This window comes from Bdellovibrio sp. HCB185ZH, from assembly GCF_047302455.1.
Taxonomy (GTDB): domain Bacteria; phylum Bdellovibrionota; class Bdellovibrionia; order Bdellovibrionales; family Bdellovibrionaceae; genus Bdellovibrio.
The window spans coordinates 1,040,352-1,055,397 of sequence record NZ_CP178624.1 but is presented as its reverse complement, the minus strand read 5'-3'; the positions used below and the strand labels follow the sequence as shown (position 1 = coordinate 1,055,397).

Here is a 15,046-nt window from a genome sequence, read left to right as displayed (position 1 = left end):
AGTTTCTCGAGGGGGAATTGTGACTAAAAAGTCCGCTCGTAAAAAGTTGTCGCCACGTACGCAAGCCATTCACGGTGAAGCACTTTCAAAATCCTGGGAGTTTTCTCATCACTTGATTCCGCCGATGACGGCATCCACCACATTCCGCTTGGGTTCGCTGACTCGTGGGGCGGAAGGTTTTAGCACCTTCGCGGGACCTCAAAATCTTGATGAGCCAATCTGGATTTATGATCGCTTGGAAGAGCCCACAACCAAAATGCTAGAAGATCAGCTGGCGATTTTAGAAAAGGGCGATTGTGCCGTGACTTTTGGTAGCGGCATGGGAGCCATCTCGGCAACATTTATGACCCTGATGAAAAGCGGTCAGAAAGTCATCTCACATAAAACTCTTTATGGTTGCACTTACAGCCTGATCACGAATTGGTTGCCACGTTTTGGTATCGAGCATTCATTGATCGATGTGAACAATTTTAAAACTTTGGAACAAGAGTTAAAAGATCCGAAAACCCGTGTGGTGTATTTTGAATCGGTTTCCAATCCTATTCTGGAAGTTGCAGATCTTGAGAAAATCACCGAGCTGGTGAAAGCTGCGAATAAAAAACGTAAAGCGGATAATCGTATTTATACTGTCGTTGACAATACTTTTGCGACGCCATGGTCTTTACGCCCTATGGAGTGGGGAATTGATTTTGTTATTCAAAGTTTGACGAAAAATATTTCCGGCTTTGGAACAGAGATGGGCGGAGCGGTGATTTCACCTAAAGCGTTTGAAGGGCAACTTCGTGTTGCCCGCAAAGATTTTGGTGCGATCATTCATCCTTACTCCGCATGGCATATCCTGGTGTACGGAATTTCCACTCAGGCCATTCGTTTTGAACAACAACAAGCCAGCGCTTTGAAGGTCGCTCAATTCCTGGAAAAACATCCAAAAATTGAAAGCGTCACTTATCCTGGATTGAAATCTCACCCGCAAAGTAAACTTGCGCGTAAGTATTTGGTTTCTCCAGAAAACAATTTTGCTCCGGGGACGATGATTTCCTTTATTCTGAAAGGAGACATGAAACGCTGTCAGAAATTTGTCGACGATGTCGCGCAAAATTCCTATGCGATAACATTGGCTGTATCCTTGGGCCTTACAAAAACCTTGATCGAGGTGCCAGGATTCATGACCCATTCAGCAATTCCGGAAAACAAACGGGGTGAAAGTAAAATCGATCCGCGGGCGATTCGTTTAAGTATTGGTCTTGAAAATGTGAAAGACATCATCGGGGATCTTGAAGACTCTCTGAAACACGTTTAAGAAAACCTGTTGACCTGACTTCCTGATTGCGACATAAAGCTCAGCACAAACTAGGGGTGCTGCTATTCGTTGTTGAATGGCGGCTGAGAAATACCCTTTGAACCTGTTTGAGTTAGAACTCGCGTAGGGAAGTCACATGAAAATATGGATCCTCTTGGCGTCCGCCATCCTAGGTGGACTTAGTTTAGAAGCCCGCGGGCAGGAATCCTCTGCCACCTTTCAATTACAACCTGTATTAGTTAAAGAAACTGCGGAGACAGATGCGTCTGTCCTTGGATTTTCCGGACTTTCTTTAACAGAACTTCCTCTGTCAGCCACAAGTTATGGCGAGGAAAAACTTCAGAAAAATCAGATTCATCGACTTTCCGATCTAACGACGGTGGATGCTTCGCTGACGGACAGTTACAATGCCACGGGCTATTGGGATATGGTTTCCATTCGGGGCTACACCTTGGACAATCGCAGTAACTTTCGCCGTGAAGGATTGCCGATCAATGCCGAAACTTCCATTCCCTTGGATAACAAATCAGATGTGCAAATTCTAAAGGGTCTTTCGGGAGTGCAGGCCGGTATCAGTGCTCCCGGTGGATTGATTAACTACCTGGTCAAGCGTCCTCTAGATAAAAGTTTTATCAACGCACGCTCTGATATCAGTGATTCAGGGAATTTTCTGGTTTCGGTGGATGCAGGGGGAGCCTTGCAGAGTCGGGAAAATTTAAGTTACCGATTCAATGTGGCGCAAGAATTTCTGTCGCCACATTTAAGAAACGCCAAAGGTCAGCGATCGTTATTGACGGCAGCCATGAGCTATCGTCTTTCCGAAGGAAGTTTACTGGATGTGGAGCTTGAGTGGTCGAAACGCTCACAACCCAGTCAGGCGGGGATGAGTTTGTTGGGTGCAAGTCTGCCAGCTCTGTCTGATCCAAATATTAATTTGAATAATCAAGCCTGGTCTCAACCGGTGGAGTTTACAGCACTCACGGGGACCGTACGTTACAGCAAGGCGTTTGCTGAAAATCTCAATTGGGTGACCTCCCTGGGGGGCCAGAATTTGGTCAACGGAGATCATCTGGCTTATCCCTTCGGTTGTACGAAAGAGGGTAACTTTGATCGTTATTGTTCAGATGGGACTTTTGATTTTTATGACTTTCGCAGTGACGATGAAAAGCGTGAGACCTTAGCGTTAAGGACTGCTTTCGACGGAAAAATTCAGTCGTTGGCATTTGCACACTCTTGGAATTTTGGAGTGATGGGTTGGAAACCAAAGGAGCGCTATCAGAAGCAAGCCTATAACTTTGTAGGCGAGGGGAAAATCGATGGGACAGCTGTTGTTCCCGCCGATCCTTCGTTGACGGATGAAAGTACGAATCGTGACTCTGACAATCTTCAGGTGTTCGCATCAGATTCAGTCAAATGGAATGCATGGACGGGATGGATTGGTGCTAGTTGGAATGGGATTGAGCGCAGCACTGTGCGCACAGATGGATCTCGTCCGACAAAGTATTATCAAAGTTTTGTTCTGCCTTGGGCTGCACTTTCTTATCAGTTTGAACAACTGATGGTGTATGGAAGTTATGCTGAAGGCATGGAGTCCTTTGTGACCCCGAACCGAAATACTTACACCCATGCTGGTGAGTTTCTATCGGACGTGAAGTCCCATCAATATGAAATTGGTTTGCGCGGCAGTCGCGTTCTTCGTTGGGCCACGGCTTTGTTTGAGATTCATCGTCCTGTTGTCATCGATCAGGCTCCTCTTTATCAAGTTGATGGCAGTGATGTGCATCGCGGTATCGAATTGGATCTGCAGCAGGACTTGCAAAGATGGAGCTGGAATTTCAATGGCATGCTTTTAGAAACAAAACGCGAAGACAGTTCCGTAAATCCCGGGCTGAACGGAAAAAAAGCGGTCAATGTTCCCGATGCGACAGCACGTCTGGGAGCTCAATATCATCTGGTGAGCTTGACGGGAATGTCCTTGGGCGGACGAATGGTTTACGAGGGGCCACGGGCGGTCCTGGCAGATAATTCGATCAGCTTACCCGGGTGGGTGCGCTGGGATGCGGGAATGAGTTTTAAGAAAAAGTGGGGCTCAGTTCCCGTTGCGGCTGAACTCTTAGTTGAGAATTTGTTAAATCGAAAGTACTGGCGAGAATCTCCCACGCAGTACGGCCATGTTTATTTGTACCCGGGATCTGAACGACTTATCACATTGAGCATTCAGGCTGAGATTTAAAAAAGAAAAGGACGGGAGACCCGTCCTTTTTCTTTCGTGTGTCAGTGTATCTTATTCATTTATGTTCGCCATGCGATCATCTTTCGTGGTTTTTTCTTCAACTGGAGTCACCAGATTAAATCCGGGATCAAAGGTGTCCAGCATCGCAACAAGCTCACCCATGGCCTTTGCCTGGCCGTCATACTTAACTCTGCCAGAGCGTTGTAATTCATCCGTTGTTGTAAGTCCTCCCAGAAGAGATCCCAGATCGGTTGAACTCATCGAGTACGAAGCATCGACTTTTTCACCGGCATTCATTTTTCTAAGATGTAAAACTGAATTATTAAGCTCCAGAACTTGTTTGTCTTTCGTTCCGCTCACAGTAAGTCCGATTTTCATCGACTTGCCGCTGGCTTTTTCAGGATTGAGACGAAGTCCGGTATAGTCTACTAACATCGCCAGGGGAAGTGCTTTGGGATCGAGCAGCGGAGGCGTTGGAATGCTTTGACCGCTTCTCAGTTCCGCGGCACCTGATAAATAAACATCACGCCATGGGCCACTTTCGGCTTGAAAGCCTAATTGCTCTAAAGCAGCAGCCTGCAGTCTTTTAGCCTCTTGATTCCCTGGATCCGCGTAAACCAAATGATTGATCAGTTCAGCGGTCCAACGATAGTCACCCTTATCAAAGGATTCACGCCCCATTTTTAGAACTTTACTTGCTCCACCCATTGCTGTGACATAACGTTTTGCAGATTCTACGCGAGGATGTTTGTGCAGTGTCGCTGGATTGCCATTGTAAAATCCAAGATACAATTGAAAGGTCGCTTTCACGTTGTGACTTAAAGTTCCATAATAGCCACGGTTATAAAATTCTATGGCCAATGAATCCGGCAACTTCATTTTTTCAGCAATTTCCTCGGCATCATATCCTTGGTTCGCAAGACGCAAAGTCTGGTCATTGATGAATTTGTACATGTCACGTTGTTTGGTTAGGTGTTCCGTGACTTTGGCATTTCCCCATCTCGGCCAATGATGAGATGCGAAACTTACATCAGTTTTATCACCGAACATTTCCAGCGTCGTATTAAGTGCATTCGACCAGACAAGGGGGCTGCGCACCTTCGCTCCGCGGAGGGTGTATAAATTGTGCATCGTCGATGTGGCATCTTCGGAAAGACACAATGCTTTCATCTGAGGAAAGTAAAAAAGCATTTCGGACGGTGCTTCTGTACCAGGAGCCATTTGGAAAACGATGTCTACGCCATCGACATTCATTTTCTCACCGGTTTTAGAAATTATTTTCGTTGGTGGAATGAGGTTTGAAGTTCCAAGGGATGTCCCTGGCCCAAGTCCGGTGCCGAGATTTCCGATCGCTGAGTTCGTCATCACTCGGCCGTACATGTAAATTGCCCGGCGACCCATAGCATTTCCTGCATACAGATTTTCGCTCGTAGCTTCTTCCATGAACCCTTCAGGCGCTATTATCTGGGTTTTTTTTGCTTTGATATCTGATTCTGAGGTTACACCCAGAACTCCGCCAAAGTGATCGATGTGACTATGGGTGTAGATAACGGCTTTTACAGGTCGTTTTCCAAGTTTATCATTCGCCAGCTTTAGTCCGGCAGCAGCGGTCTCGGCTGAGATCAAAGGATCAATAACAATCCAGCCGGACTTGCCTTCAATCAAGGTCATATTGGACAGATCAAACCCACGGATTTGATAGATTTTCTCGGTCACTTTATACAAACCATGCATGCGAGTTAACTGAGACTGTCGCCATAAACTTGGATTTGCAGTGTCGGGTGCTTCAGTGTCTTTAACAAAATTAAAGGCATTCAGATTATATACGGTTTTGCCTTCGGCATTTTTGATCATGGGATTATCAAGAGTGGCGATAAAACCCTTTTGCGCAAATTCGAAATCTTCTTTATTCGAAAAATCCAACATCTTACTATAGCTTTGGTTGATTCTTCTAGTAGTTTCAGTGGCTTTTCCTTCAGGTAAATCTTTAGCAGAAGCGACCGATGCCGCAAAAGCGAATACAGTCGCGCTGAGAGCGGCGCTGCTCAAAAAATTCTTCATAATTTCCTCCTGGGTAATCAATTATGGTTTAGTGTCGGGCCGAGAGCCAATCTGCTATGGACAATGTGCGAAAAATCACCCATAATGTTCGATGCCCATTCAAGTGGTCATATTGACAAAGGACAAAGCGTGTTTCTTGCTCCTCTGAGTCTTCAAAATGTTGCTCAACTTCGCCATCCGAGTGAGCGTGTTCCTGTTGGGGAGCAACGTGAGTTCGCCGAAGGTTTGGAACTGATCGCCGATAATGGATTTGATGGCTATGAAATGCATGCCAGTCCCAGCGGTTCCATGCAGCTTAAAATTTTTATGGATGACAAAAAGGACGCCGGTCGGTGCACTGTCAAAGTTTTGCAGGACGAGACGTCAGGTGTCCTGGATTTTCGTTGTGACCAATGTGGTACCCGCGGTGACACAAAAATCACTTGTTCTCACCAGTTCGCAGCCTATGTGATCTTGTGGCAGGCGCTGACTTTGGAAGAAGACACTCCTGCAGATCCCCGCATCGAAAAACTCTCAGAAGACTTAAGAGGTCCCAGTCAACGTTCTCGCGCCGGTGTGGCGCCTGGCCAGGAAGCCGAAGCAACCGGATTTTTGCAATCGATCACACTTTATTCCGAGGAAGCTCCGGTTCTTCGGGGAGAAGCTTTAAGCTCTCTGTTAAATGAAACCGAAAAGCCCCATCGGTTGATTGATGTTTCTAAAGAACAAGAAAGTCTGGCTCCTTCTTTGTGGAATTTGCCGGATGTATTTCGCAGAAAGCTGACAGCTTATTCCGAAAATTATTTTAACGAAGTGAATGAACAAAACCGCATTGCCGGGATGGTTCGTTATAACTTCAGCAATGGCGTGCAGATTTCTGCGAAAGATATTCTACGTCATCCACTGTACAAAAGCGTTCCTAAGGATCTGTTGCCTCAACCACGTAAGCCTGATTCCGCATTTGATAAATGGCCATTGACGTTACAACGCGACAGTCTTTTTATCAGCCAGGGTTTGCGTGAAGTGGAAGAGATCATGCAAGTGGTTCTTTCCAATGTGGCGACCAAACTTAATCAAGGCCAGCTTGAAGTTTATATTCAAAGCAAGAACTCTCAAAAAACTTTGCCTGTTCGCTATATCGATTTCGATATGAGCCGTGAGTTTGAATGGCGGGTGGACTTTACTGATAAGGAAACTCTCATTGCACGTTTTGCGTTGACGAGTCCCGAGCGTAAAAAGCCTTTTGCATTTTTCGAGTCTTTTGCCTTTGAAGCGGAAGAGGGCGTTTTAGCTGTGCATCCCTGGTACCGCGAGTGGAGTCAATTCGTTCAAGTACTAACGGACATTCACGACGATGCCTTGCAATTCAGTCTAAGCTCTCAAGATTATCCTCGCGTGGAGATCGAAGGGGAGCTTGAAGCCAAACGCATGGTCAAGCACCTGCGCTCGCGCACGATTCCGTTGCATATCACCGGGGAAACGAAAGTTTTGCCCGAGTCGCAAAGTATTACGGGTATTTATTTAACGGAAAACGGAAGTTTCCACCTGCAACACGAAGCTCGTGTGATGGGGCAAAAAGACCTGGCCCGTGCGGGTTGGACGGCGCGTTCGTCATTATATCTTCATGTTCTGTCTGAAGGCCTGCCGTACTTCCTGGGGGCTGATGCCAAAGATGTGGCAACGCGTGCCCGTGGCAAAAGAGATTGGGACTTAAAACTTCTTCGTCATTTGGGTGTCCTTCAATATTTGACCTTGGAAACTTTGAACTGGCACTTTGCGGGTGAATTGACTGATGGCCGCATCGTCGAAGAGGATGAAATTTTTAAGCTTGTTCAAGATAACATCCAGTCTCTGCTTGTCAGTGGTACGGGTGTTGTCTTGGCCCGTGATATGTCCTTACAAGAGCTTTGCTCGCGCAATGTTCTGGTGTATTTTGATGACTATGTTTCAAAAACGATAGCCGCCTTAAAATCCAGTGAGTCTTTTTATTCAGAATCCGGCGAAGTGATTTTAGAAGGTGCTGTCGAGCGTGAATTCCGCCTGATCTATGAAATGCTGAAACGTCTGGTGGCAACTACCAACGGCGATGCCTTTAAAAAATCCCGTACATCGTTCCTGTCAAAAATTTGGAATGGCGATCCGGAAAAAGATCCAACGCTTCGTACGGGGTTGTTTCAGTTCCCGAATGTTCGTAAAGACGGATCCCATGCCCACGATACGATCGAATCTCTTCAGGCGCTTTTGCCCTTTGGCTTCAAGATTTACTACAAAGGTCAGGCTCTTCAGGAATTGAATGAAGATGACTTCCAAGTGGATTTCCTTTTAACCAGCGATGCTTCAGAAAAGTATTTCAACTGGTTCGAACTGAATCCTAAATTCTTCCTGAAAGGTCAGGAAATCGACGCCCAAGCCATGACAGGTTTCGGTGGCGGTGGCGTGATCGAGTATGACGGTAAGCTTTATCTGGTGCCTAAAAAACAAATGCCGAGTCTGCGTCGCCTGGAAAACTTCTGGCGCAAACTTCAAGGCGGAAAAACGGATGCAAAAACCAAGGGTGGCATCGGGGAAAGAGTTTACAAGCTTCCTCGCCATCAGATTTTGGAACTTTTGGCGCTTCGTGCTTCCGGTGTGGCCATTCGTGGAGACCACGAATGGAAAAAGATTTGCGATTTCTATGATGGTTTAGGTCAGGGGCCTCGCCCGGTGCATATTCCTAAAACAGTTCAGGCTGAACTTAAACCTTACCAAGAATACGGCGTGCAGTGGTTGCAGGATCTTTACAATCTGCGCCTAGGGGCCTTGCTGGCAGACGACATGGGTTTAGGTAAGACGTTGCAGACGCTGACTTTCCTGGAAGATCTGCGTGTCAAAGAAGAACTCGGTCAGGTTTTGATTGTCGTGCCTTCGTCTTTAATTTTTAACTGGCAAAGCGAAGTGCAAAAGTTCGTTCCTGATTTGCCTCTGGAAGTCTTTACCAATAAAGACCGCGATCGCTTGGGTAAAAAACTTTTCACCAAGCAGGATTGTGTTCTGATCACAACGTATGGGCTTTTGATGGAGCATGAGGATTTCTTGTCCCAGGTTCACTGGAAGACTTTGATTTTCGATGAAGCGCAAAATTTAAAAAACATCACGACAAAACGCACCAGTGCTGCTCGTTCCCTGAATGCGCAATTCAAAATCTGCTTAACCGGTACGCCCATGGAAAATCACTATGGTGAGTTCTATTCTTTGGTGGATATCCTGGTTCCGGGCAGTCTTGGTAAAATTGAGGATTTCCGTCGTCAATTCGTCAATACCGAGATGGTCACACGTGAAGAAATGGAAGATCTGAAGTTAAAGATCAAGCCATTGCTTCTACGCCGTACTAAAAAAGAAATCCTGGATCAGCTTCCAGAAAAACAAGAAACGAAGATGAGCATCGCTTTTGAAGATAAGCAGATGGAAATCTATCGTGATATCGCCCTGTCTTATAATCAAAAAGTCCAAGAAGCGATGACAACAAATGGTGAAGCGAGCGTACAGCTGCAAATGTTGACAGCTTTGCTTCGTCTGCGTCAGGCCTGTTCAGATCCTGCAGGTTTGCCAAATGTTCGGTACGAAAAAGTCCCGCCAAAATTAGAAACGTTGCTTGAATCAATCAGCGAGATCGTGGAATCGGGCGAAAGTGCCTTGGTGTTCACTCAGTTCTTACAAACTCTGGAGCACACAGCAAGACTTCTGCACGATGCAGGAATTCCTGTCTTTATGCTTCACGGGGGAGTGCCAACAGCTCAGCGCCAAAAGATTTTAGCGGAGTTTAATGCGACTAAGGGCGGAGCCGTTCTGGTTATGACTTTGAAAACGGGTGGTGTGGGTTTGAATTTGACCAAGGCCAGTTACGTTTTCCATTTGGAGCCGTGGTGGAATCCATCCGTGGAGAATCAAGCAACAGATCGTGCGCACCGTTTGGGGCAAAGCAAGGCTGTTCAAGTCTTCCGCTATATCATGCATGAATCCTTAGAGGAAAAAATCGAGGTTCTGAAAAACCGCAAAGGTGTCAAATTCCAGAACTTGTTCGGCAATGCTGAATCAACGACGGATTTAGGTGGCAGCGCGAGCGGTGCCTTGAGTAAGGAAGATTTCGATATCTTATTGGGGCTGAAATAACAAAACCTCTTCTGTAAAGAAGAGGTTTAGGCCATCACTTCAGAATCTTAACCTGAAATTTTTGTGCTTTGATTTTGCCATTGCGAAGGCTGTTAAAGGCATGATTCGCACTTTCGGTACGGACTGCCACGTACGAGTAAGTATCGTACATTTCAATTTTTCCGATATCAGCGGCTTTCAAACCACCCGCAGCACCGGTTAAGGCACCTAGGATGTCTCCGGGCCGGATTTTATTCTTACGACCGCCAGAGATCATCAAGGTTTGCATCGGAGCTTGCTTCCACTCCCAGTTAAGACCGAATTGATTCTTAAATCCTAAAGTAGGCTTCTGGAATTTACGACCTGTGAGGTTTTCAATTTCAATCAGCTTTAAGGTGTCTCGAGCAGAAATCAACGTCACGGCCACTCCAGACATACCCGCGCGACCCGTACGACCTACACGGTGTACATAGGTTTCAGGCTGTAAAGGAAAGTCATAGTTGATGACGAGTTCAAGATTCTCAATATCTAAGCCTCGGGCAGCAACATCTGTCGCCACGAGGATTTTCGCGCTGCCATTTTTAAACAGAGCCATCACACGCTCGCGATCTTTCTGTTCAAGATCGCCATGGAGGCAAATCGCACTCGCTTTTAATTCGTGGAACTTGTCCATCAAATCGTTAACGGCATTTTTGGTGTTACAAAATATAATGCAAGACTCCGCTTGGTGTTGTTGCAAGGCGCGCATCAGATTGCCAGCTTTGTCGCTTTCCTCGGAGTCGTAAGCGACTTCTTCAATCGATAATGCTTCGGCACCTTCCTGAACCGTGATTTTTTGCGGATTTTTCTGGTAGCGGCGACTTAAATCCAAAACTGCGTCGGTGAAAGTCGCAGAAAATAAAACGGTCTGACGTTGAACGGGAAGTTCTTTTAAAAGGTTTTTTATCTCGACGATAAAACCCATATCAAACATCTTGTCAGCTTCATCCAAGACCACGGTTTTCACATCGCCCAGATAAACGCGATCTTTGGATGCGAGATCCAAGATGCGACCTGGGGTACCAACAGCGATCTGAACACCTTTTTCCAATTCCAATTGCTGTTCACGCCCTGTCTGACCACCACCAGTCAAAGCGATCGTCTGCATGCCTTCAAGCTTACGACCCAGTCTGCGAACCTCTGTCAGAACTTGGGTCACCAGTTCGCGAGTCGGGCAGATGATCACTGCTTGCAAAGTTTTTTGTTGAAGAACCAGTTCATTTAAGATCGGTAAAAGGAAGGCCGCGGTTTTACCGCTTCCGGTTTTTGACTGTCCAATCAGATCTTTTCCTGTCAAAAGAACGGGGATGCTTTGCGCTTGAATAGGCGTCATCTCATTAAAACCCAGTTCTTGGACGACGGCTAAGAGTTCAGGTTTTAGATTTAATGCAGAAAAGGAATTCGTCGTATTCAATGAAAGGCTCCCGGGAATGAAGCCCAATATAGCAGAACTCAAGCTGAAATTCTAGTGCGCTCTAGTTTTGAAGAGCACTCAGGGCCTGCAGCCAAGGGCTTGTAATCTTTGACAATTGTACGTTGCTCTCGACGGAAAGGTGAGGCGCAAGCTCAGTTAATGCCAAAAGAGTGACGACTTTCTGAGGGAAATCCAGGACCGTCCCATCACCATTCACATAGAACTGCTCCCGCGGGCTAAAGAGCTGTTTGTTCATGGCATAATAGATTTCCTGGGCACTCCACAGATAAGCATCAATCTTTGTCAGCTTCCAAGCGGCCAATAGCGCACGAATCGCATAAGCCTGCTCGTACGCGCGATACGAAATCTCGGTGGAGCGTTTAAATTCCTTAAGTTTGTACTGCGACTGAACCAGGGAGTCCTCGTTGACCAATTGATTGGAAATAAAGTTCGCCAAAGACACGATTAAAAGCTTCAGGTCGCGACGCCCCTCAATTAAATCATCAAGATTCGAACGGCCATTGCTGTCTTTTTCAAGCAGGATGCTGGATTTTGTTTTTTCAACACCATCTGTTGCAGATAAAAACTCCGACAATGAAAGTAAAAATTTGGCAACATCGACTGAGCGAACGATGTTGGATTTTACACCGTCTTTCATATCGACGATACCGCCCATAATGGCCGTCTCGTGGCTTGTGGAGTATTGGTCAGCCCAGATGATATTATCATCCAAGGTCACCAAAAACACCGGGGTGGCTTTTTTCGTGATGTCTTTTAAAAGTACGGCGACATCGCCGACATTCAAGGCAAAGAACATGTCTTTCGGGAACAGAGGACGAGCGAATTCCGGCGACTGAATGTCTTCGATTAATTCTTGCGCCTTGATATTTCCCAAATACTTATCAAAGCTACTGACCTTCCAATCGGCGGTGATTTTTAGCATTTGGCTTAAGCCATCAATCTGTTCCGCAAATGAGGCTGCAGAAAAATCTTTGGCGTAATCCATGCCAGGATTCACATGGAAAGGATCCTGCAAGGTCACTTGATCAGGGATGCGGTACGAGTATGGCATCTCCGAAAGCTTCATAATATCCAAGGGGTGATTTACTTTTTCAACAGGTGAAAGCAGTGCTGGCACCAATCGGTCGTTGATATCACGGTAGCCGCCGATCGTGATTAGTTTGTTGATCTGTGAAAGGGCTGTTTGCAGACCCAGGTTTGCGTCATCGGTATTTTCCATTAATAGCGATCGTGCCATCACTGAAGAACCCGCCGTATTAGCTTTAAGAGAAGCCGGGGAGCCCACACCTTGAATTTGCAAAGGAGCCTTTTTGGTGAGTTGAAGCTGAATAGAAGGAGTCTCAAAGCCCGCCACTTTACCTTCATAAGAAGTCATTTTCTTTAGTGACCACTTGTGCAATAGGTCTTTAACGTAAGGTTCATAGTTATTTTGAACGTCGCGAATATCTGTGGCTTTTTTGTTAATACCGTTATCAATATTATCTGCAAAGATCCCCGGGATTTCACGCACGAACCCCAAAGCAAAATTCTCTACCACACCGACCAGGAATTTAAGGGCAGTGTCGTTTAAGGTGTCGCGAATTTTTAAAACGCCAAATTTTTCAATCTTTGGAAGAATAAAAACCTTTTTAGTGATTCCATCAATCAGACCACCACGGCAGCCCGGAGTGCGCAAGCAATCCAATTCTTTTTCATTTTGCTTGCGAAGAAAATCATAAAGCGTTTCGTTGGCCGAGCCATAGTACTTTTCGCGCTCCTCAGGCGTCAGTGTTCTCCACACATCCACAAGCACGGTCAGGGCTCCCTGAGCATCACCAATGACTTCAATGCCACGGCCAATTTGCAAACCCTGATTAAGTTGCTTGCTGTATTGCTCGGGTAAATCGACTTCGAACTCTTTAAGGAGTTGTTGAATCAAACCCAGATTTTTATAGAAATTTGTGGATTCATAAAATGACTTGGTGAAGGCCGCCATTTTGGCAAAGTAGGGTTTGGTTTGAGCAGAAATTTCGCTCATCAAGCCTTCTTCAACGGGGGCACTTAATCCCAGGGAAGGAATTTGCGCAAGGAAGTTTTCCGTAAAGTTTTCGACTTCTTTAATTAAAATTTCCACGCGAACTTGTCGTGTGGCCCAGGGAAACTGCTTACCCAGAGTGATCAGTCTTTCGCGAAGTTCAACTTTGGCGCGGATTAAATCGCTTTGAATGGTTTCTAGACTGGAAGTAACTTCCGTCTTGGTTTGCGCAATCGCAAGCCCTGCATAAGGTGCCAGGGACAATGCCTGATAAGAAGTGGTTTTAGGCTGAGAATAAAACTTTTTGATCCAAGCTAGACCCTTTTGGCGCAAAGTTGGATTGTTTGTGAGTAAACCCAAAGTATAAACATTTTGGGCCTGGCGAAAGAAATTTGAAGTCGCCACTTCGCCTTGCCAGGAAATATCCAGTTTCGTGGCATCCGACTCAAGTAGACCTTCGCGTATGTTCACATCCGAAAAACGCGGGCCAAAATTTTGAGTTCCGCCGCCTAAGCTTGGTGACTGAACTTTAGGAGCGCAGGCGGCTAAAAGGAAGGTCAGCGCTAAAGAAAGGCGTAAAGCTTTTTTCATCGGACCCTCCTAAAAGAACAGCATCAGGTTTAATTCCTGAGCCAGTTGACGTTCTACATTGGCGCCCGCGATGTAATCGGAAACTTCCAATGATGCGATCATCGGGAGCAAAGATTTCTTTTTAAAATAAGACGACACTGTCGAATAAACAATCTGCGCTTTCACTTTATGAAAGTTCGACGCTGTGTATTTGGAAAGCATGTCGTAACGAAGACCACGGGAACCCCAATAGGAATCAGCTTCCTTATTCCCATACTCATAACCCGTTCCCAAGCTCAGCTGATCATTCCAATCATAAAATAGATTGCTGCCAACGATTTGAGAGTTTCCAATTTGACGATGGATGCGCTCTTTGTTGACTGCATCAGGCAACGTATCGTCTTCATCAGAGGGAACACGTTCCGTTATTTGATCTGGAACGTTCAAGATATAACTGGCAAACGGAACCGCCGTCATCTTCCAGAACTTATAGGAGTAGGCAATGGTGTTGTTGATATTTGTACGGCCAAAATTATTCAGCGCCGCCAGGTCATCACAATCATATTGAGGACCCGTCGGTAAATTGATTTGTGCTTGATAGATCAAGGCCGTTTTAGAATCGTCAAAAAATTTATAGATGCTTACCAACTGAACGTCGCCTACAAAGGAATCGTTGTGATCTTGCAGCTTCTTATATCCTTTTTGAGCTAAAGTCTCGTTGGTGGCTTTTCCTAAATCCGTATTCAGAGCTTCATCGAGCTCGGGGCTTAAACCTGAAAACTGCTGACGGTAGTAATCGATATTTGAAAACTGCTGAGACAAAGTAATACGGTTGGTGTAATTCACAAACGGAACACCGGCTGCCACAGTCCACTTGGAAGTCACTCCACGGGCGAATACCGGTGCGAAATAATTAACATGAGGTTGAGTATCGACGTGGAGGACACCCAGGTTAAATTTATCACCTAAACCCGAAGCACCAAATTTGTTTAAAGCACTGATCAGCTTGCGGGCATCGGCATTGAATTTCTGCAGGGTTTTCGCATCGAAGTTCACAGACTTATAATCACCTAAGGTGATAAGGCTGCCATCGTCTGTATATCTTTCACCAATGCCGTCAAGATTGCCATAGCGGAAGGAGGGACTGTTGATACCGGCAGGCAGAGTCTCAGTCGATAGCAGTGCGAAGGCACGGGAGGCACCCAAGAAAAGGCTACTTGCTAGGAGTAGAATGATCACTACTTTCACTTTTATCCTCACCAGAATGCGACTCGGGTGTTATAGCCG

Annotated in this window: 7 protein-coding genes and 1 riboswitch; of the genes, 3 read left to right on the top strand and 4 right to left on the bottom strand. The window is 46.0% G+C overall.

Annotated elements, in window-relative coordinates; all coding sequences use genetic code 11:
* The first annotated feature begins 19 nt into the window (after positions 1–19).
* Positions 20–1,300 (top strand): trans-sulfuration enzyme family protein, encoded by a 1,281-nt coding sequence (locus ACLSU7_RS05105; RefSeq protein ID WP_413294480.1) that lies wholly within the window; start codon positions 20–22, stop codon positions 1,298–1,300.
* A 42-nt stretch (positions 1,301–1,342) separates the two neighbouring features.
* Positions 1,343–1,447, top strand: a riboswitch (TPP riboswitch).
* Positions 1,437–3,533 carry a TonB-dependent siderophore receptor gene (locus ACLSU7_RS05100; RefSeq protein WP_413294479.1) on the top strand — a complete coding sequence of 699 codons (2,097 nt, stop codon included), beginning with the start codon at positions 1,437–1,439 and terminating at the stop codon, positions 3,531–3,533. It overlaps the preceding riboswitch by 11 nt.
* Positions 3,534–3,584: 51 nt before the next feature.
* On the opposite strand, the gene ACLSU7_RS05095 is transcribed toward ACLSU7_RS05100, so the two are convergent.
* Positions 3,585–5,594, bottom strand: coding sequence for an alkyl/aryl-sulfatase (locus tag ACLSU7_RS05095; protein ID WP_413294478.1), 2,010 nt, complete (start codon positions 5,592–5,594; stop codon positions 3,585–3,587).
* Between the two features lie 129 nt (positions 5,595–5,723).
* On the opposite strand from ACLSU7_RS05095, the gene ACLSU7_RS05090 reads away from it, so the two are divergent.
* Positions 5,724–9,722: a DEAD/DEAH box helicase gene (locus ACLSU7_RS05090; RefSeq protein ID WP_413294477.1), complete on the top strand. Its 3,999-nt coding sequence runs from the start codon at positions 5,724–5,726 to the stop codon at positions 9,720–9,722.
* A gap of 34 nt (positions 9,723–9,756) precedes the next feature.
* On the opposite strand, the gene dbpA is transcribed toward ACLSU7_RS05090, so the two are convergent.
* Genes dbpA through ACLSU7_RS05075 form a run of 3 tightly spaced genes read right to left on the bottom strand, consistent with a single transcriptional unit; the run spans position 9,757 to position 15,007 of the window.
* Positions 9,757–11,196, bottom strand: a complete 1,440-nt coding sequence (gene dbpA, locus ACLSU7_RS05085) for an ATP-dependent RNA helicase DbpA (RefSeq protein ID WP_413294476.1) — start codon at positions 11,194–11,196, stop codon at positions 9,757–9,759.
* Between the two features lie 19 nt (positions 11,197–11,215).
* Complete coding sequence (locus ACLSU7_RS05080; RefSeq protein WP_413294475.1) at positions 11,216–13,780, bottom strand: hypothetical protein; 2,565 nt, start codon at positions 13,778–13,780, stop codon at positions 11,216–11,218.
* Between the two features lie 9 nt (positions 13,781–13,789).
* Positions 13,790–15,007 (bottom strand): hypothetical protein, encoded by a 1,218-nt coding sequence (locus ACLSU7_RS05075; protein ID WP_413294474.1) that lies wholly within the window; start codon positions 15,005–15,007, stop codon positions 13,790–13,792.
* Positions 15,008–15,046: the final 39 nt, after the last annotated feature.

What these genes read in the sequence shown, in the direction of transcription:
- ACLSU7_RS05100 (WP_413294479.1), top strand. Translation starts at nt 1,437, where the DNA reads ATGAAAATATGGATCCTCTTGGCGTCCGCCATCCTAGGTGGACTTAGT.
- ACLSU7_RS05095 (WP_413294478.1), bottom strand. Translation starts at nt 5,594, where the DNA reads ATGAAGAATTTTTTGAGCAGCGCCGCTCTCAGCGCGACTGTATTCGCT.
- ACLSU7_RS05080 (WP_413294475.1), bottom strand. Translation starts at nt 13,780, where the DNA reads ATGAAAAAAGCTTTACGCCTTTCTTTAGCGCTGACCTTCCTTTTAGCC.